General features: G+C 68.9%; 24 protein-coding genes and 1 tRNA gene. 8 read left to right on the top strand and 17 right to left on the bottom strand.

Annotation, left to right across the window (positions count from 1 at the left end; translation table 11 throughout):
• Position 1: 1 nt before the first annotated feature.
• Together ACZ39I_RS36000 and ACZ39I_RS35995 are read right to left on the bottom strand one after the other, a co-directional pair.
• The gene (locus ACZ39I_RS36000; protein WP_467249295.1) at positions 2-766 is read right to left on the bottom strand and encodes an ABC transporter permease; all 765 of its coding nucleotides are present in this window, start codon (positions 764-766) and stop codon (positions 2-4) included.
• A gap of 55 nt (positions 767-821) precedes the next feature.
• The gene (locus ACZ39I_RS35995; protein WP_467249293.1) at positions 822-1,622 is read right to left on the bottom strand and encodes an ABC transporter permease; all 801 of its coding nucleotides are present in this window, start codon (positions 1,620-1,622) and stop codon (positions 822-824) included.
• Between the two features lie 202 nt (positions 1,623-1,824).
• Here ACZ39I_RS35995 and ACZ39I_RS35990 point away from each other — a divergent pair, with 202 nt between their 5' ends.
• A complete protein-coding gene (locus tag ACZ39I_RS35990; RefSeq protein WP_467249125.1) occupies positions 1,825-4,242 on the top strand; it encodes a transglycosylase domain-containing protein in 2,418 nt (805 codons plus the stop codon).
• A 77-nt stretch (positions 4,243-4,319) separates the two neighbouring features.
• Here ACZ39I_RS35990 and ACZ39I_RS35985 read toward each other — a convergent pair whose 3' ends face one another.
• Both ACZ39I_RS35985 and ACZ39I_RS35980 read right to left on the bottom strand, forming a co-directional pair.
• On the bottom strand, positions 4,320-4,670 hold the full coding sequence (locus ACZ39I_RS35985) for a GroES family chaperonin (protein ID WP_123761009.1): 351 nt from the start codon (positions 4,668-4,670) through the stop codon (positions 4,320-4,322).
• Positions 4,671-4,714: 44 nt separating this feature from the next.
• The gene (locus ACZ39I_RS35980; protein ID WP_467249123.1) at positions 4,715-5,044 is read right to left on the bottom strand and encodes a DUF3618 domain-containing protein; all 330 of its coding nucleotides are present in this window, start codon (positions 5,042-5,044) and stop codon (positions 4,715-4,717) included.
• Positions 5,045-5,137: 93 nt separating this feature from the next.
• Between ACZ39I_RS35980 and bcp the strand changes: the two genes are divergently transcribed.
• Entirely contained in the window at positions 5,138-5,605 is a 468-nt protein-coding gene (bcp, locus tag ACZ39I_RS35975) for a thioredoxin-dependent thiol peroxidase (RefSeq protein WP_467249121.1), read from the top strand.
• Between the two features lie 67 nt (positions 5,606-5,672).
• Positions 5,673-5,756 (top strand) — tRNA-Leu (locus tag ACZ39I_RS35970).
• Positions 5,757-5,800: 44 nt separating this feature from the next.
• On the opposite strand, the gene rdgB is transcribed toward ACZ39I_RS35970, so the two are convergent.
• The 4 genes from rdgB to ACZ39I_RS35950 form a co-directional block, all read right to left on the bottom strand.
• Positions 5,801-6,403 (bottom strand): RdgB/HAM1 family non-canonical purine NTP pyrophosphatase, encoded by a 603-nt coding sequence (gene rdgB, locus ACZ39I_RS35965; protein WP_451476819.1) that lies wholly within the window; start codon positions 6,401-6,403, stop codon positions 5,801-5,803.
• Positions 6,404-6,413: 10 nt separating this feature from the next.
• Positions 6,414-6,818 carry a hypothetical protein gene (locus ACZ39I_RS35960; RefSeq protein ID WP_403652861.1) on the bottom strand — a complete coding sequence of 135 codons (405 nt, stop codon included), beginning with the start codon at positions 6,816-6,818 and terminating at the stop codon, positions 6,414-6,416.
• Between the two features lie 147 nt (positions 6,819-6,965).
• Positions 6,966-7,703 carry a ribonuclease PH gene (gene rph, locus ACZ39I_RS35955; RefSeq protein WP_467249118.1) on the bottom strand — a complete coding sequence of 246 codons (738 nt, stop codon included), beginning with the start codon at positions 7,701-7,703 and terminating at the stop codon, positions 6,966-6,968.
• 38 nt (positions 7,704-7,741) lie between these two features.
• Positions 7,742-7,975 (bottom strand): PTS sugar transporter subunit IIB, encoded by a 234-nt coding sequence (locus ACZ39I_RS35950; RefSeq protein WP_123989592.1) that lies wholly within the window; start codon positions 7,973-7,975, stop codon positions 7,742-7,744.
• 127 nt (positions 7,976-8,102) lie between these two features.
• Between ACZ39I_RS35950 and ACZ39I_RS35945 the strand changes: the two genes are divergently transcribed.
• Both ACZ39I_RS35945 and ACZ39I_RS35940 read left to right on the top strand, forming a co-directional pair.
• Complete coding sequence (locus tag ACZ39I_RS35945) at positions 8,103-9,395, top strand: PTS transporter subunit EIIC (RefSeq protein WP_467249116.1); 1,293 nt, start codon at positions 8,103-8,105, stop codon at positions 9,393-9,395.
• A 103-nt stretch (positions 9,396-9,498) separates the two neighbouring features.
• Positions 9,499-10,806 (top strand): PTS transporter subunit EIIC, encoded by a 1,308-nt coding sequence (locus tag ACZ39I_RS35940; protein WP_467249114.1) that lies wholly within the window; start codon positions 9,499-9,501, stop codon positions 10,804-10,806.
• 83 nt (positions 10,807-10,889) lie between these two features.
• Here ACZ39I_RS35940 and ACZ39I_RS35935 read toward each other — a convergent pair whose 3' ends face one another.
• On the bottom strand, positions 10,890-11,642 hold the full coding sequence (locus tag ACZ39I_RS35935; protein ID WP_467249112.1) for an MBL fold metallo-hydrolase: 753 nt from the start codon (positions 11,640-11,642) through the stop codon (positions 10,890-10,892).
• A 235-nt stretch (positions 11,643-11,877) separates the two neighbouring features.
• Between ACZ39I_RS35935 and ACZ39I_RS35930 the strand changes: the two genes are divergently transcribed.
• Positions 11,878-12,330 carry a type II toxin-antitoxin system PemK/MazF family toxin gene (locus tag ACZ39I_RS35930; RefSeq protein ID WP_467249110.1) on the top strand — a complete coding sequence of 151 codons (453 nt, stop codon included), beginning with the start codon at positions 11,878-11,880 and terminating at the stop codon, positions 12,328-12,330.
• 57 nt (positions 12,331-12,387) lie between these two features.
• Here the strand turns inward: ACZ39I_RS35930 and ACZ39I_RS35925 are convergent, their stop codons facing one another.
• The 7 genes from ACZ39I_RS35925 to clpS all read right to left on the bottom strand — a co-directional run bounded on the left by ACZ39I_RS35925 (position 12,388) and on the right by clpS (position 17,087).
• Positions 12,388-13,338 (bottom strand): PLP-dependent cysteine synthase family protein, encoded by a 951-nt coding sequence (locus ACZ39I_RS35925; RefSeq protein ID WP_352391179.1) that lies wholly within the window; start codon positions 13,336-13,338, stop codon positions 12,388-12,390.
• A gap of 6 nt (positions 13,339-13,344) precedes the next feature.
• A complete protein-coding gene (locus ACZ39I_RS35920; protein WP_352391178.1) occupies positions 13,345-13,623 on the bottom strand; it encodes a MoaD/ThiS family protein in 279 nt (92 codons plus the stop codon).
• A gap of 89 nt (positions 13,624-13,712) precedes the next feature.
• Positions 13,713-13,808, bottom strand: coding sequence for a putative leader peptide (locus ACZ39I_RS35915; RefSeq protein ID WP_020940333.1), 96 nt, complete (start codon positions 13,806-13,808; stop codon positions 13,713-13,715).
• A gap of 79 nt (positions 13,809-13,887) precedes the next feature.
• Entirely contained in the window at positions 13,888-14,310 is a 423-nt protein-coding gene (locus ACZ39I_RS35910) for a M67 family metallopeptidase (protein WP_467249107.1), read from the bottom strand.
• A gap of 71 nt (positions 14,311-14,381) precedes the next feature.
• Entirely contained in the window at positions 14,382-15,833 is a 1,452-nt protein-coding gene (locus ACZ39I_RS35905) for an amino acid permease (RefSeq protein WP_467249105.1), read from the bottom strand.
• Between the two features lie 321 nt (positions 15,834-16,154).
• A complete protein-coding gene (locus ACZ39I_RS35900) occupies positions 16,155-16,757 on the bottom strand; it encodes a DUF2017 domain-containing protein (protein ID WP_467249103.1) in 603 nt (200 codons plus the stop codon).
• A 12-nt stretch (positions 16,758-16,769) separates the two neighbouring features.
• Positions 16,770-17,087 (bottom strand): ATP-dependent Clp protease adapter ClpS, encoded by a 318-nt coding sequence (gene clpS / locus ACZ39I_RS35895; protein WP_053848598.1) that lies wholly within the window; start codon positions 17,085-17,087, stop codon positions 16,770-16,772.
• A gap of 58 nt (positions 17,088-17,145) precedes the next feature.
• Between clpS and ACZ39I_RS35890 the strand changes: the two genes are divergently transcribed.
• Complete coding sequence (locus ACZ39I_RS35890) at positions 17,146-18,492, top strand: nicotinate phosphoribosyltransferase (RefSeq protein WP_467249101.1); 1,347 nt, start codon at positions 17,146-17,148, stop codon at positions 18,490-18,492.
• A gap of 108 nt (positions 18,493-18,600) precedes the next feature.
• Positions 18,601-19,188 (top strand): isochorismatase family protein, encoded by a 588-nt coding sequence (locus tag ACZ39I_RS35885; RefSeq protein ID WP_467249099.1) that lies wholly within the window; start codon positions 18,601-18,603, stop codon positions 19,186-19,188.
• Positions 19,189-19,203: 15 nt separating this feature from the next.
• On the opposite strand, the gene ACZ39I_RS35880 is transcribed toward ACZ39I_RS35885, so the two are convergent.
• On the bottom strand, positions 19,204-19,548 hold the full coding sequence (locus ACZ39I_RS35880) for a hypothetical protein (protein WP_451476828.1): 345 nt from the start codon (positions 19,546-19,548) through the stop codon (positions 19,204-19,206).
• Between the last annotated feature and the right edge of the window lie 41 nt (positions 19,549-19,589).

Below are 19,589 nucleotides of genomic sequence, written 5' to 3'. Positions count from 1 at the left end.
GCTAACTCCCGGTACTCCGATACGACCCGAGCCCCGCCCGCCACGCGAGCCCGGCCAGCGCACAGCACGCCAGTGCCACCAGCGGCGGTGTGAAGGCCGCCCAGTGCGGCAGATCCAGCGGATAAGGCCTGCCCAGCACATAGGAGGCCGGCACCCAGTTGACGAAGGCGAGGGGCAGCACGAACGTCACCCCGCGCACGAAGTCCTTCCCGAACACCGTCGGCGGGTACTGAAGCAGGGTCGTACCGCCGTACGTGAACGCGTTCTGCACCTCGGCGGCGTCCTGCGCGAAGATCTGGAAGGCCGCGCCCGCCACGAACAGCGCACTGAAGAGCACCGCGCCGCTGACCACCATCACCGGCACCAGCAGCACCTTCGCCGCGCTCCAGTCGACGTCCACCGACGCCAGCGCCCACACCAGCACCACCGTGCCCTGGATGATCCGGCCCAGGCGGCGCACCGCGAAGTGGTCCGCCCCGATCTGCGCGAGCACCGGTGCCGGCCGCACCAACAGTATGTCGAAGGAACCGTCCCGGATCCGGCCGCCCAGCACGTCCATCGAGCCGAGCACCAGGTCGGCGATCCCGAAGGCGGTCACCGAGATGCCGTAGAGGAAGGCGATCTCGGGCAGGCCCCAGCCGCCCAGCGAGTCGACCTGCGAGAACATCAACAGGATCCCGACGAAGTCCAGGCAGGTCATCAGCAGGTTGCCGCACATCGTGACGACGAAGGAGGTGCGGTAGGTCATCGCGGACCGCACCCACATGCCCGCGATCAGCCAGTAGGCCCGCACACCCTCGCCCAGGCGGGACGTCCCGGTCTCAGCCACCCTGCACCACCACCCGCCGGGTCGCCGCCGACTGCAGCAGCCGCCCGGCCCCCAGCAGCACCACCGCCCAGGTCGCCTGAAAGGCGTACGCCCCGAGCGGGTCGGTCTCCCCCATCAGCACGTCCGCCGGCACCTGGAGCTGCGCCGCCCACGGCAGCGCCTGCACGATGTCGCCCAGCACCCCGGGGAAGGCGTTGAGCGGGAACACGATGCCCGAGCAGAAGACCCCCGTGATCATCACCGCCTGCATGATGCCCATGCCGTCCATCAGCCAGAACACGCTCAGGGCGGCCAGATAACGGATCCCGAAACTGACCAGCATCGCGAGCAGCAGCGCCACCAGCAGGGCCGCCCAGGACATGACGTCCGTGGGCAGCGCCATCGGGAAGAACAGCGCGCCGAAGGTGAAGGGGATCACACCGCGGCCCACCAGCTGGAACAGTGACCTGCCCAAGTCGCTCGCCAGCCACCACAGTTGGAGGTCGGCCGGCCGGTACAGATCCACCGCGATCTCCCCCGTGCGGATCCGCTCGATCAGGTCCTTCTCGGCGCCGCCGCCCTGGAGCGCCAGCGTCGAGTAGAGACACTGCCCCAGCCATACGTAGGTGACCGCCTGCGCCTGGTCGTAGCCCCCGAGATGGGGCTTCTCGTCCCACAGCGCGAGATACGTGTAGACGAGGATCACGCCGAAAACGGTGTTGGTGAACACCCCCGCGAACGTGGCCGCGCGATATGTCGCGTATCGTCTGAATCCCCCTGCCGCGACGGCCGCGTACAACCGCCAGGAACCCACATCCACAGCCCTCCTCGGCCCGCCGGCACCAAAGCGCAGGAGCCTAGTGCGCAGGTGACAGGGCAGGCCACCCATTTTCCCGGCGAGACGCGCGCCATATCCGGGAACGGAACGCAGGGTGCGAGAGTCTTCAACAGGGGACGCAGAAGGCGTACGAGGTCGTACGGGAACGTACGACGCGAAACAGGAGTCCGTGCACGAGATGAGCGACCAGCCGCAGCAGCCGACCAAGGGCTGGGCACCGAGCGAACCGCAGACGCAGACGCCCGAAGAGCCCGGCGAAAAGAAGAAGGCCAAGCGGCCCAAGCGCACCGGCTGGCGACGGGTGATCCCGACCTGGCGCATGGTGCTGGGCACCCTCGTCCTCGGCCTGGTCGCCCTGGCCGGCCTGTTCTTCCTCGGCTACTCGATGGTCAAGATCCCGCCGGCCAACGCGCTCGCCATGAAGCAGTCCAACGTCTACCTCTACGCCGACGGCAGCCAGCTCGCCCGCGACGGCGAGGTCAACCGCGAGAACGTCTCCCTCTCGCAGGTCTCCAAGGAGGCCCAGCACGCCGTCCTCGCCGCAGAGGACCGCGACTTCTACACCGAGTCCGCGATCGACCCCAAGGCCATGCTCCGCGCCGGCTGGAACACCGCCACCGGCAAGGGCAAGCAGTCCGGCTCCACCATCACCCAGCAGTACGTGAAGAACTACTACCTGGCCCAGGAGCAGACCGTCACCCGCAAGGCCAAGGAGTTCTTCATCTCGATCAAGCTGGACCGCGAGAAGCCCAAGGACCAGATCCTCGAGGGCTATCTCAACACCAGCTACTTCGGCCGCAACGCCTACGGCATCCAGTCCGCCGCCCAGGCCTACTACGGCATGGACGCCGTCGAACTCGACCCGGCCCACGCCGCCTACCTCGCCGCGCTGGTCAACGCGCCGAGCGAGTACGACGTCGTCGCACACCCCGAGAACAAGGCGGCGGCCGAGGCCCGCTGGAACTACGTCCTGGACGGCATGGTCAAGAAGGGCTGGCTGGCCCAGTCCGAGCGCACCGGACTGAAGTTCCCGATGCCGAAGGAACAGACCGTCTCCACCGGCCTGTCCGGGCAGCGCGGCTACATCAAGAACGCGGTCGAGGACTACATCATCGACAACAAGATCCTCACCAAGGAGCAGCTGGAGGCGGGCGGCTACCGCATCACCACCACCCTGGAAAAGGGCAAGCAGGACGCCTTCGTGAAGGCCGTCAACGACCAGGTGATCAAGAAGCTCGACAAGAAGAACAACAAGGTCGACAACTACGTCCGCGCGGGCGGCGCCTCCGTCGACCCGAAGACCGGCAAGGTCGTCGCGATGTACGGCGGCATCGACTACGTCAAGCAGTACACGAACGGCGCGACCCGCGGCGACTTCCAGGTCGGCTCCATCTTCAAGCCCATCGTGTTCGCCTCGGCCGTCCAGAACCACTCCGAGACCCAGGACGGCCAGCTCATCACCCCCAACACCTACTACGACGGCACCAACAAGCGCCCCGTCGTCGGGTGGAACGGCGGCACCTACGCCCCCGAGAACGAGGACCAGGGCTCCTACGGCGAGATCACCGTCCGCGCGGCCACCGACAAGTCCGTCAACTCGGTGTACGCGCAGATGGCCGTCGACGTCGGCTCCGACAAGGTCAAGCAGACCGCGATCGACCTGGGCATCCCCTCCGACACCCCGGACCTGACGGCCTCCCCGTCCATCGCGCTCGGCGTGAACACCGCGAGCGTCCTCGACATGGCGGAGGCCTACGCCACCCTCGCCAACCACGGCCGGCACGGCACGTACACGATGATCGACAAGATCACCAAGGACGGCGAGCAGACCGTCGAGCTGCCCCGGAAGAAGACCGAGCAGGCCGTCAGCCGCGAGGCCGCCGACACCACCACCTCGATCCTTCAGAGCGTCGTCGAGAACGGCACCGCCACCGCCGCCCAGGGCGCGGGCCGCCCCGCCGCCGGCAAGACCGGCACCGCCGAGGAGGACACCGCGGCCTGGTTCGCCGGCTACACCCCCGAACTCGCCACGGTCGTCTCCGTCATGGGCCAGGACCCGGTGACCGCCGCGCACAAGTCGCTGTACGGCGCGATGGGCCTGCAGCGCGTCAACGGCGGCGGACCGCCCGCCGAGATCTGGGCGCAGTACACCAAGGCCGCCCTCAAGGGCACCTCGGACAGCGACTTCGACCTCGAGCTCCAGGCGGGCGCCGACGAGGTGGCCCCCAGCAGCCAGGCCCCCGTCGACCCGACCACGGGCGGCCAGGACGACGGCGGCACCACGGGCGACACCACCGGCGGCCAGGACACCGAGGGCCAGACCGAGGGGCAGACCCAGGGTCAGGACAACGGCGGCACGACCACGACCGGCGGCGACACCACGACGGGCGGCACCACCGGGGGCACGACCGACGGCGGCACCACGGACGGCGGCGGCACCACGACGGGCGAGACCACGGGCGGCCCGACGAACGGCGGCACCACGGGCGACGGCGGCACGACGGGTGACACGACCGGGGGCACCACCGGAGACAGCCCGAGCGGCGGGGCGACGACGGACGGCGCGGGCCTGGTGAGCCCGGCCAGACGGGACTGACCGTCCCGCGGCACGACGGCACGACGAGAGGGGCCGGTGACGTAGGTCACCGGCCCCTCTCGGATTTTTCCTGCTGTCTACAGATACAGGCCCGTCGAGTCCTCGGAGCCCTCGAACCGGTCGGCCGCCACGGCGTGCAGATCACGCTCACGCATGAGGACGTAACCCGTCCCGCGCACCTCGACCTCGGCCCGGTCCTCCGGGTCGTACAGCACCCGGTCCCCGGGCTCCACGGTCCGTACGTTCTGCCCCACGGCGACGACCTCGGCCCAGGCCAGCCGGCGCCCGACGGCCGCGGTGGCGGGAATCAGGATGCCGCCACCCGACCGCCGCTCGCCCTCACCGTTCTCCTGCCGCACGAGTACGCGGTCGTGCAGCATCCGGATGGGCAGCTTGTCGTGCGGGGTGTCGTTTCTCTTGGCGCTCACGCCACTGAACCTACCTGTCTTCGGCGCCCGTGTACTCGGCCGGGTCAGCGCTTGCGGCGCCGGGTGCCCAGGGCGAGCAGCCCCACGAGTCCCACGGCGACGAGGGCGACCGGCACGACACGCTCCAGCCGGGGCGCGCCCTCCTCGTCCACGAACTGGGCCTTCACATCCGTGACGGCCTTGTTGACGGAGACGTACGCCCGCCCGAGCGTGTGGTCGACGGTGGAGACGACCTTGGCCTTGGCGTCGCCGACGATCGTCTTGGGGTGCACCCGCACCCCGATCTCGTCGAGCGTCTCTGCCAGCACCTCGCGGCGGCGCTTGATGTCCGCCTCGATCTGCGCCGGGGTTCTGATGTCCGACGTGTCCGCCACGGTAGAGCCTCCGGTGTCGCTGCTACTTGTCCTGGACAGTGTGTCAGTTCCGCCCGCGACCGCACGGTCAGGACCCCCGGTTACGCTGACCCAATGAGCGAGCGACTCCAGCCCGGGGACGTGGCCCCCGCCTTCACCCTGCCCGACGCCGACGGCAACGACGTGTCCCTCTCCGCCCACAAGGGCCGCAAGGTCATCGTCTACTTCTACCCGGCCGCCCTGACCCCCGGCTGCACGAAGCAGGCCTGCGACTTCACCGACAACCTGGAGGTCCTGGCCGGCGCGGGCTACGACGTCCTCGGCATCTCCCCGGACGCCCCGGAGAAGCTGGCGAAGTTCCGCGACAAGGAATCCCTGAAGGTCACCCTCCTGGCCGACCCGGAGAAGACCGTCACCGAGGCCTACGGCGCCTACGGCGAGAAGAAGAACTACGGCAAGACCTATATGGGCGTCATCCGCTCCACGATCGTCGTCGACGAGGAGGGCAAGGTCGAACAGGCTTTGTACAACGTCCGGGCGACGGGGCACGTGGCCAAACTACTGAAGGACCTCTCGATCTGACCCTCACGTCAGGAGCTGGGCCAACCCGTACACTGAGTGCCGCCGGTCACCCGCGATGACCGTATGAGCGGCCGTGATGGAATTGGCAGTCATGCTGGGTTTAGGTCCCAGTGGGTTAACACCCGTGTGGGTTCGAGTCCCACCGGCCGCACACTGTCGAAGGGCCGCCCGACAAGGCGGCCCTTCCAACATTTTTCAGCCCAACAGCTCCCGAACCACCGGCACCAGCGCCCTGAACGCCTGCCCCCGGTGGCTGATCGCGTTCTTCTCCTCGGCGGTCAGCTCGGCGCAGGTCCGGGTCTCGCCCTCCGGCTGGAGGATCGGGTCGTAGCCGAAGCCGTTCGTGCCCACCGGGGTGTGGCGGAGGAGGCCCCGCAGTTGGCCCTCGACCACCCTCTCCGTGCCGTCCGGCAGGGCCAGGGCCGCCGCGCAGGCGAAGTGGGCGCCTCGGTGTTCGTCAGCGATGTCCGAGAGCTGGGCCAGCAGCAACTCCAGGTTCGCGCGGTCGTCGCCGTGGCTCCCCGACCAGCGCGCCGAGAAGATTCCCGGGGCGCCGTTCAGGACGTCCACGCACAGGCCCGAGTCGTCCGCGACCGCGGGGAGGCCCGTGGCCTGGGCCAGGGCGTGGGCCTTGAGGAGGGCGTTCTCGGCGAAGGTGACGCCGGTTTCCTTGACGTCGGGGATCTCGGGGTACGCGTCCGCGCCGACGAGGTCGAAGGGCAGACCTGCGTCGGCGAGGATCGCGTGGAGCTCGGTGATTTTGCCGGCGTTGCGGGTGGCGAGGATCAGGCGGGTCATGCCACCAGTATTACGGCGTGCAGACCTTGGTCAGTTCGCCGGCCGCGTCGGTGATCGGGCTCAGGTCCGGGGTCTCGTCGCCGTTCTTGACCGCCGTACGGACGTTGGCCACGGCGGAGTTGAGGTGGTCGACCGCCTTGTTGACGTCGGCGTTGTCGGTCTTGTCGCCGATCTCGTCGAGGTTCTGGTCGATGGAGGCGAGGGCCTCGTCGATCTGGGTGGGGTCGTTGGAGGCGTTCTCCACGGCCTGCTGGAGGTCGGTGACGCTGTCGGCGACGGCCTCGGCGGTCTGGACGCAGTCCAGTGCCTTGCTGACGGCGTCGCAGCCGGTGGTGAGGCCGACCGTGAGTCCCACGGCGGCCACCGCGGCGGCGATGGTGATACGGCGACTACGGCGGCGTCGGCTCGCGGCCATGGATCTGTTACCTCCCTGTGGCAGGCCTCAGGAGGCCCCCGTTGACTGGCCGGGCGCCCGTTGTGCACAAGCGGGCGCCCGTACTCCCGAAGACGCCGGTACGGTCGGTCGGGTTGCGCGCACCGGCCACCGTTCTTGGCGGTCCCTTTACCTTTCGAGGACCGTGTCGAGCGCCTTGTTCTGCAGGGCGGCGAGTTCCGAGCAGCCCAGGACCGCGAGGTCGAGGAGGGAGTTGAGCTCGTCGCGGGCGAAGGGCTCGGCCTCGGCGGTGCCCTGGACCTCGACGAAGCGGCCGTCGCCGGTGCAGACGACGTTCATGTCGGTGTCGGCGCGGACGTCCTCCTCGTAGCGGAGGTCGAGGAGGGGGACGCCTCCCACGATGCCGACGGAGACCGCGCTCACGGTTCCGGTCAGCGGTCGGCGGCCGGCCTTGATCAGTTTCTTGCCCTGGGCCCAGGCGATGGCGTCGGCGAGGGCGACGTAGGCGCCGGTGATCGCGGCGGTGCGGGTGCCGCCGTCGGCCTGGAGGACATCGCAGTCGAGGACGATGGTGTTCTCGCCGAGCGCCTTGTAGTCGATGACCGCGCGCAGGGAGCGGCCGATGAGCCGGCTGATCTCGTGCGTACGGCCGCCGATCTTGCCGCGGACGGATTCGCGGTCGCCGCGGGTGTTGGTGGCGCGGGGCAGCATGGAGTACTCGGCGGTCACCCAGCCCTCGCCGCTGCCCTTGCGCCAGCGGGGGACTCCTTCGGTGACGGAGGCGGTGCAGAAGACCTTGGTGTCGCCGAAGGAGACGAGGACGGAGCCCTCGGCGTGCTTGCTCCAGCCGCGTTCGATGGTGACCGGGCGGAGTTGTTCGGGGGTGCGGCCGTCGATTCGAGACATGGCGTTGAGCCTATCGGCCTCCCGCGTGGGCGCTCAGCTCACATCATGTCCTCGATCTCCGCGGCGATCGGGTCGGCGTCGGTGCCGATGACGACCTGGATGGCGGTGCCCATCTTGACGACGCCGTGGGCGCCGGCGGCCTTGAGGGCGGCTTCGTCGACCTTGCCCGCGTCGACGACCTCGGTGCGCAGGCGGGTGATGCAGCCCTCGACCTCTTCGATGTTCTCGATGCCGCCGAGTCCGGCGACGATCTTCTCTGCCTTGGTGGCCATGTCGGTCTCCTCATGCACAGTTGGCCCAACTTCGGGAGCGATTGCGCCGTGTGTACCGAAAGATGACGTCACAGCTGCTCAATCGTCCGTGACTGGTCTACACCACCCGACAGGCGGTCGCCAACTGATGAGTTCAGAGACCGACATCTCACCCGCGCGCCGGCGTTGGCAGTCGGCGTTCCAGGGGCTGCAGAAGATGGGTCGCAGTCTTCAGCTGCCCATCGCCGTACTGCCGGCCGCGGGCATCCTCAACCGGCTCGGTCAGCCGGATGTGTTCGGGGACGACGGGCTGGGCTGGACGAACGTCTCGAAGGTGATGGCGGGTGCGGGCGGGGCGCTGCTCGACGGTCAGCTCGGGCTGCCGCTGCTGTTCTGCGTGGGTGTGGCGATCGGGATGGCGAAGAAGTCGGACGGGTCGACGGCGCTGGCGGCGGTCGCCGGATTCCTCGTCTACTTCTCGGTGTTGAGGCAGTTCCCGGAGGACTGTCCGAGCGGGGCGAAGGCCGTGCAGGGCATCGGGTGTCAGGCGACGGTGGACCAGACGGTCGTGGCGTTCACGTACCAGAACCCGGGGGTGTTCGGCGGCATCGTGATGGGGCTGCTGACGGCGTTCTTCTGGCAGCGGTACCACCGCACGAAGCTGGTGGACTGGCTCGGCTTCTTCAACGGGCGGCGGCTGGTGCCGATCATCATGGCGTTCGTGGCGATCGTGTTCGCCGCGCTGTGCCTGTGGGTGTGGCCGCCGATCGGTGACGGGCTGGAGAACTTCAGCGACTGGCTGAAGGACGCGGGGGCGTGGGGTGCGGGGCTGTTCGGTGTCGCGAACCGGGCGTTGCTGGTGATCGGGTTGCACCAGTTCCTGAACGTGCCCATCTGGTTCCAGTTCGGGACGTACACCAAGCCGGACGGCACCGAGGTGCACGGCGACATCAACATGTTCCTGGCGGGGGATCCGAACGCGGGGCAGTTCACCTCGGGGTTCTTCCCGATCATGATGTTCGCGCTGCCGGCGGCGGCGCTGGCGATCACGCACTGTGCGAGGCTGGAGCGGCGCAAGGAGATCGGCGGTCTGATGCTCTCCGTGGCCCTGACGTCCTTCGTGACGGGGATCACCGAGCCGATCGAGTACTCGTTCCTGTTCATCGCGCCGCTGCTGTACGTGGTGCACGCGGTGCTGACGGGGGTGTCGATGGCGGTGACGTGGGGGCTGGGGGTGCATGACGGTTTCAGCTTCTCGGCCGGTCTCATCGACTACGTCATCAACTGGAACCTCGCGACGAGACCGTGGGCGATCGTGCCGATCGGCCTGTGTTTCGCGGTCCTCTATTACGTGATCTTCCGGTTCGCGATCACGAAGTTCGACCTCAGGACGCCGGGTCGGGAGCCGGAGGAGGAGGTCGAGGACGTCACCAAGGTGTAGTCCTCCGGTTGCGGAACTGACGGGTTCCTTATAACGCCCCCATCGTGTACAACAGGTCTACACCACTGAGTGGTGTAGACCACCACCCGATGGAGGAAGCGTTATGAGCACCGCCACTGCGCCCTCGGCGGCGCCCCCGAAGAAGCGGGGATCAGGCCTTTTCCAGGGCCTCCAAAAGGTAGGCCGCAGCCTGCAGCTCCCGATCGCCGTGCTGCCGGCGGCGGGCCTGCTGCTCCGACTCGGTCAAGCTGACTCCCAGAAGAAGTTCCACATACCCGCCGACGTGGCCAAGGTGTTCGCCGGTGCCGGTGGCGCTCTCCTGGACAGCTCCTTCGGTCTGCCCCTGCTGTTCTGCATCGGTGTGGCCATCGGCTTCGCGAAGAAGGCCGACGGCTCGACGGCGCTGGCCGCGGTGGTCGGTTTCCTCGCCTACTACGCGGTGATCCACCAGTACCCGATCAAGGACGGGCACGAGGGTGCCACGTACACGCCGACCGGCCTCGGCGGCGGCTTCTGGCAGAAGGGCACCGAGGCCGCGCAGACCGCGAGCTTCCAGAACCCGGGCGTGCTCGGCGGCATCATCCTCGGCCTGCTGACCGCCGTGCTGTGGCAGCGCTACCACCGCAAGAGGCTCGTCGACTGGCTCGGCTTCTTCAACGGTCGCCGGCTCGTCCCGATCATCACGGCCGCCGTCGGCACCGTCCTCGGTGTCCTGGTCGTCCTGGGCTGGGAGCCCATCGGTGAGGTCATCACCAACTTCGGCGAGTGGATGACGAGCCTCGGCTCCTTCGGTTCGGCGCTCTTCGGTCTCATCAACCGCGCGCTGATCCCGATCGGCATGCACCAGTTCGTCAACTCCGTGGCCTGGTTCCAGATCGGCGAGTTCACCAACTCCTCCGGCACCGTCTTCCACGGCGACCTTCCGCGCTTCTTCGGCGGCGACCCGAGCGCCGGTATGTTCATGACCGGCTTCTTCCCGATCATGATGTTCGGCCTGCCCGCCGCCGCCCTCGCGATCGCCCACTCGGCCCGTCCGGAGCGCCGCAAGGCCGTGATGGGCATGATGATGTCGATGGCGCTGACCTCGTTCGTCACGGGTGTCACCGAACCGATCGAGTTCACGTTCATGTTCATCGCCCCGGTGCTCTACGCCATCCACGCGGTCCTCACCGCGGTCTCGATGGCGGTGACGTGGGCGCTGGGCATGCACATGGGCTTCAGCTTCTCGGCCGGCTTCATCGACGTCTTCATCAACTGGGGCATCTCCACCAAGCCCTGGCTGCTGATCCCGGTCGGCCTGGCCTTCGGCGCCATCTACTACGCCGTCTTCCGCTTCGCCATCGTCAAGTGGAACCTCCCCACCCCCGGCCGCGAGCCCGAGGAGGAGATCGAGGACCTCACGAAGGCCTGATGCCCGGCTGACGTACGACGAAGGCCCCCGGAGTCCTGAACCTCTCCGGGGGCCTTCGTCGTGCCGTGGGCGATGCCGTGGTGCTAGATCTCGTACGACTGCCTCGGCGTCGCCAGGGACACCGTGCCGTCGAAGACCGCGCGCGCGTCGGCGAGGTTGACCTGGGGGTCGGTCCACGGGGGGATGTGGGTGAGGACCAGGCGGCGGGCGCCTGCCCGGGTCGCCGTCTCACCCGCCTCGCGGCCGTTGAGGTGCAGGTCGGGGATGTCTTCCTTGCCGTGCGTGAAGGCGGCCTCGCACAGGAACAGGTCGGTGTCGCGGGCGAGTTCGGTCAGGGCGGGGCTCAGACCGGTGTCACCGGAGTACGTCAGGGACTTGCCGCCGTGCTCGACGCGGATGCCGTACGCCTCCACCGGGTGTGCCACTCGCTCGGTGTGGACCGTGAACGGGCCGATGTCGAAGGTGGACGGCTTGACCGTGTGGAAGTCGAAGACCTCGCTCATGGAGGAGGCGGTGGGGGTGTCGGCGTAGGCCGTGGTGAGGCGGTGCTCGGTGCCCTCGGGGCCGTAGACCGGGATGGGGTCGCAGCGGCCGCCGTCGTGGCGGTAGTAGCGCGCGACGAAGTACGCGCACATGTCGATGCAGTGGTCGGCGTGCAGATGGCTGAGGAAGATCGCGTCGAGGTCGTAGAGACCGCAGTGGCGCTGCAGCTCGCCAAGGGCACCGTTGCCCATGTCGAGAAGCAGCCGGTAGCCGTCGGCCTCGACGAGGTAGCTCGAGCAGGCCGATTCCGCGGACGGGAACGACCCCGAGCAGCCGACGACGGTGAGCTTCATAAAACAGAAACCTCCGCTGGCGGGAACTTTTCTGGGATGGAGAACGGGGGTCGTGCGGTCCGTCGAGCGTAAGGCGCAAAACCCCCGGTCGCTCCTCCGCCAAGGGCTGTTGTGGGCGAACTCACCTGTGCTGTCACCGGTTCGGCTGGACCAGCGGCGCGTAGGGAGTGAGAGAGGGATCACGGGTTACACAGAGGGCGCGCGAGGCAGTTCGCGCGCCGGTACCGTCGTCCTCATGGACACGTCCTGGTGGCTCGCGCTCGTGGCGGTGGTGCTGCTCGCGCTGGTCGCCACCCTGGTGGACGGCTGGGGGCGGGGGCATCGGCCTCGCGGGCGCACGGACCGGACGACTCGGCCGTCCGGGCGTACGACGGGGGTGCGGCCGCGGCCCGCCGAGATCTGGTGGGCGCAGGTGCCGTACGAGGACGGTCCGGGGGCCAAGGACCGGCCGTGTCTCGTGTTGGCGGTGCGCGGCGGGCGGGTCACCGTCGCGAAGATCACCAGCAAGTACCACCACGAGCGGGGCGGGGTCATCCCGTTGCCGCCGGGCTCGGTGGGCGATGCCCAGGGCCGCGCGAGCTTCCTGGAGACGGACGAGCTGCGGCAGGTGCCGGTGGGGGACTTCCGGCGGAGGGCGGGGGTGGTGGACCCGGTCCTGTGGGATCAGGTCCGTCACCTGGCGACGTAGAACGTCACGCCCCGGAGCGCGACGTAGAACGTCACTCCCGGAGCGCGACGTAGATCGTCACGCCCAGAGCTGGCCCTGGAGCGTCTCGATCGCTTCCTCCGTCGTCGCCGCCGTGTAGACGCCCGTCGAGAGGTACTTCCAGCCGCCGTCGGCCACGACGAACACGATGTCGGCGGACTCCCCCGCCTTCAGCGCCTTGGTGCCGACGCCGATCGCCGCGTGCAGGGCGGCACCCGTGGAGACGCCCGCGAAGATGCCCTCCTGCTGGAGGAGCTCGCGGGTGCGGGTGACCGCGTCGGCGGAGCCCACCGAGAAGCGGGTGGTCAGCACCGACGCGTCATACAGCTCCGGTACGAAGCCCTCGTCCAGGTTCCTGAGCCCGTAGACCAGGTCGTCGTAGCGCGGCTCGGCGGCGACGATCTTCACGTCCGGCTTGTGCTCGCGCAGGTAGCGGCCGACGCCCATCAGGGTGCCGGTGGTGCCGAGGCCCGCGACGAAGTGCGTGACCGAGGGGAGGTCGGCGAGGATCTCCGGGCCGGTTGTCGCGTAGTGGGCGCCCGCGTTGTCGGGGTTGCCGTACTGGTAGAGCATCACCCAGTCGGGGTGCTCGGCGGACAGCTCCTTGGCGACGCGTACGGCGGTGTTGGAGCCGCCCGCGGCCGGGGACGGGATGATCTCGGCGCCCCACATGGCGAGCAGTTCGCGGCGTTCCTGCGAGGTGTTCTCGGGCATCACGCACACCATGCGGTAGCCCTTGAGCTTGGCGGCCATCGCGAGGGAGATGCCGGTGTTGCCGGAGGTGGGCTCCAGGATGGTGCAGCCGGGCGTGAGGCGGCCGTCCTTCTCCGCCTGCTCGATCATGTGCAGCGCGGGGCGGTCCTTGACCGAGCCGGTCGGGTTGCGGTCCTCGAGCTTCGCCCAGATGCGGACGTCGGCGGACGGCGAGAGCCGCGGCAGGCGCACCAGGGGGGTGTTGCCCACCGCGGCCAGCGGGGAGTCGTAACGCATCGACGATCAGGCCATGCCGCCGGCCACGGCCGGCAGGATCGTGACGTTGTCGCCGTCGGTGAGCTTGGTGTTGATGCCGTCGAGGAAGCGGACGTCCTCGTCGTTGAGGTAGACGTTGACGAAGCGGCGCAGCTCGCCGCCGTCCACGATGCGCGCCTGGACGCCCGTGTGCCGGGTCTCCAGGTCGGCGAAGAGCTCGGCGAGGGTGTTCCCGTTGCCCTCCACCGCCTTCTGGCCGTCGGTGTAGGTGCGGAGGATGGTCGGGATGCGGACCTCGATGGCCATGGTGGCGGGCTCCTGTCGGAAAGTGGTCTGGTCGGTGGGCGCACGGCGAACGCGCGCCGCGGCTCACGGCCGTACGGCGGCAGGGAAGGTCAACAGATGGCGCTGTTCAGCCTGCACAGGTCGACGTGCAGCCGCGCCACGAGCAGGATGCCCGGCGTCTTCTCGCTCACGTCGTTCAGAACCATGGGCTCATCGTATCGATTCCCGGTCCGGATCCCGGAATGTGATCTCGCATACTGGATGGTTCCCGACCGGATCGCGAGATCAGTAGGCCTCGACGACCGTGACCTCCTCCTCGGTGACCTCGCCGTCGAGGATCCGGTAGGAGCGGAACTGGAAGTCGCCGAGGCCGTCGGTGTCGGCGGTGGAGATGAGGACGTAGTGGGCGCCGGGCTCGTTGGCGTAGGAGATGTCCGTGCGGGAGGGGTAGGCCTCGGTCGCGGTGTGGGAGTGGTAGATGACCACCGGCTCCTCGTCGCGGTCGTCCATCTCGCGGTACAGCTTGAGCAGGTCGCCGGAGTCGAACTCGTAGAAGGTGGGCGACATCGCGGCGTTGAGCATGGGGATGAAGCGCTCGGGGCGGCCCGACCCGGCCGGTCCCGCGACGACTCCGCACGCCTCGTCGGGGTGGTCCTTGCGCGCGTGCGCGACGATCTGGTCGACGAGGGCCTGGGTGATGGTCAGCATGGTGGTCAGGATAAGCAAAAGGGCTGCCCGGTACCGAGGAGTGGTACAGGGCAGCCCAGATGCCGGACGTTCTATCCGGAGACCTTCTCGAACTCCGGCTCCCGCCGGTCCGCGATCCGCGGGTTCCGGGTCTTCAGGACGGCCCAGCCGATCCCCAGTGCCACGGCCCAGCCGGCCATCACGTACAGGCACACCCGCGACTCCGCGTCGGACATGATCAGGCCGATCACGAAGAGCAGGAACACGATGGCGATCCAGCTACCGACCGAGCCGCCCGGTGCCGGGAAGGAGGAGGCGGGCAGCCGCCCTGCCACGACCTCGCGGCGGTAGCGCACATGGCTGACCAGGATCATCAGCCACGTCCAGATGCCCGCGGCGGTCGCGACCGAGACGACGTATCCGAAGGCCTTCTCCGGCACGACGTAGTTCAGCACCACGCCGATGCCCATGAAGAGCACGGAGACCGTGATGGCCAGCGCCGGGGTGCGGGTGACGGAGAGCTTGTTGAAGGCCTGCGGTGCCTCTCCGCTGTCGGCGAGGGTGCGCAGCATGCGGCCCGTGGAGTACATGCCGGAGTTGCAGGAGGACAGGGCCGCGGTGAGGACGACGAAGTTCACGATGCCGGCGCCCGCGGGGATGCCGATCACGGCGAAGGCCTTCACGAAGGGGCTGACGCCCTTCGCGAACTCGGTCCACTTGACCACGCACAGGATGACGGTGAGGGCGCCGACGTAGAAGAGGCCGATGCGCCAGGGCAGGGTGTTGATCGCCTTGGGGAGGGTCTTCTCGGGGTTCTCGGACTCACCGGCGGTGACGCCGACCAGCTCGACGGCGAGGTAGGCGAACATCACGCCCTGCAGGGTCATCAGCGAGGAGCCGATGCCCTTGGGGAAGAAGCCGTCGAAGGCCCAGAGGTTGGAGACCGCGGCGGTGTCGCCGGCCGCGCTGAAGCCGAAGGTCAGCACGCCGAGGCCGATCACGATCATGCCGATGAGGGCGGTGACCTTGATCATCGAGAACCAGAACTCGATCTCGCCGAACAGCTTCACCGAGATCAGGTTCGCCACGAACAGGACGACCAGGAAGACCAGGGCCGTCGTCCACTGCGGGACGGCGGGGAACCAGTAGTTGACGTAGATCGCGGCGGCGGTGAGTTCCGCCATGCCGGTGACGACCCACAGCAGCCAGTAGGTCCAGCCCGTGAAGTAGCCGAAGAACGGGCCGAGGAACTCGCGGGAGTACTCCGCGAACGAGCCGGAGACCGGGCGGTAGAGCAGCAGTTCGCCCAGTGCCCGCATGATGAAGAAGATGATCACGCCGGCGACGGCGTACATCAGGATGAGGCTCGGACCGGCCTTGGCGATGTTCGCCCCGGCGTTGAGGAAGAGGCCGACGCCGATGGCGCCGCCGATCGCGATCATCTGGACCTGGCGGCTGCCGAGTCCGCGCTCGTACCCCTCTTCGGAGGCGTTCGGGGCCTTCTCCGGGCCTGAGCCTTTGTCTTCGACCTGAGCGGAGGTCATGTGGTGGTGCGCCTTTCTCCATACCGGACCGGGCCTCTCGTCGGCCTCGGACCGGTTCTCGATCCCCCCGGATTGATGGAGTCGTGCCTGGCCGGCGGTTACCGGCTCGGTGGCGCACCCGGCCGAACATACGGGTGGTGTTCGCCGGGCGGTCGTGAAGATTTATCACGGCCGCAGCATTGATCACCCGGGCGCTGTGTGGCGCAGAGCACAGGAAGAAGCGGACAAAGGACATGCGGGTGGAACGAAAGCCGTCAGTGCGGTGACGTGATCGTTATCCGGATTTGAGCGTCCTCTGAGCGAACACAGAACCGTCACATCTCAGGGCATAAGGGTGGTCACGAGGGTCTCCTGGAGACCGCCCAGCCACAGATACGCCATCACCATCGGCTTACGGGGGTCCTCGTCCGGGAGCCGGTAGAGGAGGTCGGTGTCCTCCTCGTCGGTGATGTCGAGACGGGAGCCGATCGCGAGGCGCAGGTCGTTGAGGGTGCTGAGCCACTGCTGGGACTCACCGGCCGACAGCTTGAGGACCGCCCCGCCGTCGCCTCCGGAGCGCAGGGCGTCCAGGGAGCGGACCACGGCGAGGGCGTTGTCGCGCTTGCCGGCCCGCAGGTCGTTCTCGGTGTAACGGCGGAACTCCGAGGAGTACGCCCGCTGTTCCTCGGCCTTCTCGGCCCGGGGAGCGCCCTCCGGATCGCTGTAGGCGTCCGGGAAGAGCCGCTTGAGCACCGGGTCGGAGGGCGGCTCGCTCGGGCCCTCCGCGAAGAGTTCCGCGAGCGGGTCGCCGGAGGCGTCCTCGGCGGGGCCGGGGCCGATGAGTTCCAGGAGCTGGACGGCCAGCGACCGGATGATGGAGATCTCGACGTCGTCGAGGGCGACGGCCGCGCCGCCGCCGGGGAGCGGTTCGAAGGTTCCGGGCATCAGGGTTTGTCGCTACTTCCGGTCCTGCTGGAGGGTGGCCCACAGACCGTAGCCGTGCATGGCCTGCACGTCGCGTTCCATCTCCTCGCGGGTTCCGCTGGAGACGACCGCCCGGCCCTTGTGGTGGACGTCGAGCATCAGTTTGGTGGCCTTGTCCTTCGAGTAGCCGAAGTAGGTCTGGAAGACGTAGGTCACGTAGCTCATGAGGTTGACCGGGTCGTTGTGGACGATGGTGACCCAGGGGACGTCCGGCTCGGGGACGGCGAAGACCTCTTCCGCCGACTCGGTGCGTTCGATCTCTACGGGAGCGGGTGACGTCACACGGCCCATGCTGCCACGCACCCCACAAATCGTCACACTGACGCGAAGTGGGGTAGCATCTCTTGTTATGAACACAGCGGACCTTGGGCTGCCGGTGGATGTTCCCTCGACGGCACTCTTCACGGACCAGTACGAGCTGACGATGCTGCAGGCCGCGCTGAAGGCGGGTACCGCCGAACGGCGCAGCGTCTTCGAGGTCTTCACCCGCCGGCTGCCGGAGGGGCGGCGCTACGGCGTCGTCGCGGGCACCGGCCGGGTGCTGGACGCGGTGGAGAACTTCCGCTTCGACGCCGACGTCCTCGGCTTCCTGCGCGAACGCTCCATCGTCGACGAGGAGACCCTCGACTGGCTCGCCACCTACCGCTTCGGCGGCGACATCTGGGGCTACCCGGAGGGCGAGGTGTACTTCCCGGGCTCGCCGATCCTGCGGGTGGAGGGCTCCTTCGCCGAGTGCGTGCTGCTGGAGACCGTGATCCTGTCGATCCTCAACCACGACTCCGCGATAGCCGCGGCCGCCTCCCGGATGTCCTCGGCCGCGGGTGACCGGCCGCTGATCGAGATGGGCGCCCGCCGCACGCACGAGCTCTCCGCCGTGGCCGCCGCCCGCGCCGCCTACGTGGGCGGCTTCACCACCACCTCCGACCTCGCGGCCGGTTTCCGCTACGGCATCCCCACGGTGGGCACCTCCGCCCACGCCTTCACCCTGCTGCACGACCACGAGCGGGACGCCTTCCGGGCCCAGGTGGAGTCGCAGGGCCGGGGCACCACCCTACTCGTCGACACCTACGACGTGACGGAGGCCGTCCGCCTGGCCGTCGAGGTCGCCGGGCCCGAGCTGGGAGCCGTGCGCATCGACTCCGGCGACCTGCTCCTGGTCGCCCACCGGGTGCGGCAGCAGCTGGACGAGCTGGGCGCCGAGCGGACGCGGATCATCGTCACCTCCGACCTCGACGAGTACGCCATCGCCTCGCTGGCCGTGGCCCCGGTGGACGCGTACGGCGTCGGCACCCAGCTGGTGACCGGGTCCGGGCATCCGACGGCCTCGATGGTCTACAAGCTGGTCGCGCGCGCCGAGTCCGACGATCCGAAGGCGCCGCTGATCCCGGTCGCGAAGAAGTCGTCCGGGGGCAAGACCTCGGTCGGCGGCCGCAAGTGGGCGGCCCGACGGCTGGACGCGGAGGGGATCGCGGAGGCCGAGGTGGTGGGCACCGGGCCGGTTCCGGCGGGGCTCACGGACCGGCAGCTGCTGGTGGAGCTGGTCAAGGGCGGCGAGGTCGTGGCCCGCGAGCCGCTGGACGTCGTACGGGACCGGCATGCCGCCGCCCGGGCCAATCTGCCGCTGTCGGCGACGCAGCTCTCGCGCGGGGAGCCGGTCATTCCGACGGAGTATGTCCACGGGCGCACGGGTAGCTAGGCCTTGTCCGGCGGGTGTCGTCCCGAACGCGCCCGCCCACGCCCCCTCCCGCCCGGTCCCCGAAGTCTCTAGGCTCGTAAGTTCACTCTTAGTCGAAGGACACCCACCATGCGCCGCGCCTTGATCGTCGTCGACGTGCAGAACGACTTCTGCGAGGGAGGCAGTCTCGCGGTGGCCGGCGGGGCCGACGTGGCCGCCGCCGTCACCGAGCTGATCGGGCAGGCGGGGGGCTCCGGCTACCAGCACGTGGTGGCCACCCGCGACCACCACATCGCGCCGGGCGGCCACTTCGCCGACAACCCCGACTTCGTGCACTCCTGGCCCGCGCACTGCGTCGCCGGGACCGAGGGGGTGGGGTTCCACCCGAACTTCGCGCCGGCCGTCGCCTCCGGGGCGATCGACGCGGTCTTCGACAAGGGGGCGTACGCGGCGGCGTACAGCGGGTTCGAGGGGGCCGACGAGAACGGCGTGACCCTGGCCGACTGGCTGCGGGCGCGCGAGGTCTCGGAGGTGGACGTGGTGGGGATCGCCACGGACCACTGCGTACGGGCCACCGCGCTGGACGCGGCCCGGGAGGGCTTCCGTACGCAGGTCCTCCTCGATCTCACCGCCGGGGTCGCCGAGGCGACGACCGAGCGGGCGATCGAGGAGCTGCGCGCGGCGGGCGTGGAGCTGTCCGGCAAGCCGGTCGTCTAGGAACAGGGCCCGGCCTCAGGCCGGTGCTGTCGGCCTCCTGAGCAGTGACCTGATCGGATGCCACAGCTCCTGGGCGAGCTCGGGACCGCCCAGGACAGCGTTGTCAGGGGCGGTACGCCATATCAGCCCGTCCGGATGGTGCAGTACGGCGGTGATCTCGTCCGGGGTCGGGGGCGCGCCGTTGCCGCGCAGGTACACCGCGCGCAGTCCCAGGTTGCGCAGCCTGGTCAGGGCGCGCGCCCGGTTGTGGGCGTGGACGAGTACCCGCACACTGCCGTAGCCGTCGGCGGGCGGGCGGGGCAGATTCAGCGCCACCACCACCCTGCCGTTCGGCAGCTTGCAGAAACCTCCTGCGGCCATGCGGGTCACACCCCCGTGCGCGTCGGTGTCAATAAGGAAGC

Source organism: Streptomyces sp. NPDC024687, from assembly GCF_055559055.1.
The sequence above is the reverse complement of the archived record's forward strand: the minus strand, read 5'-3'. Positions and strand labels throughout refer to the sequence as shown.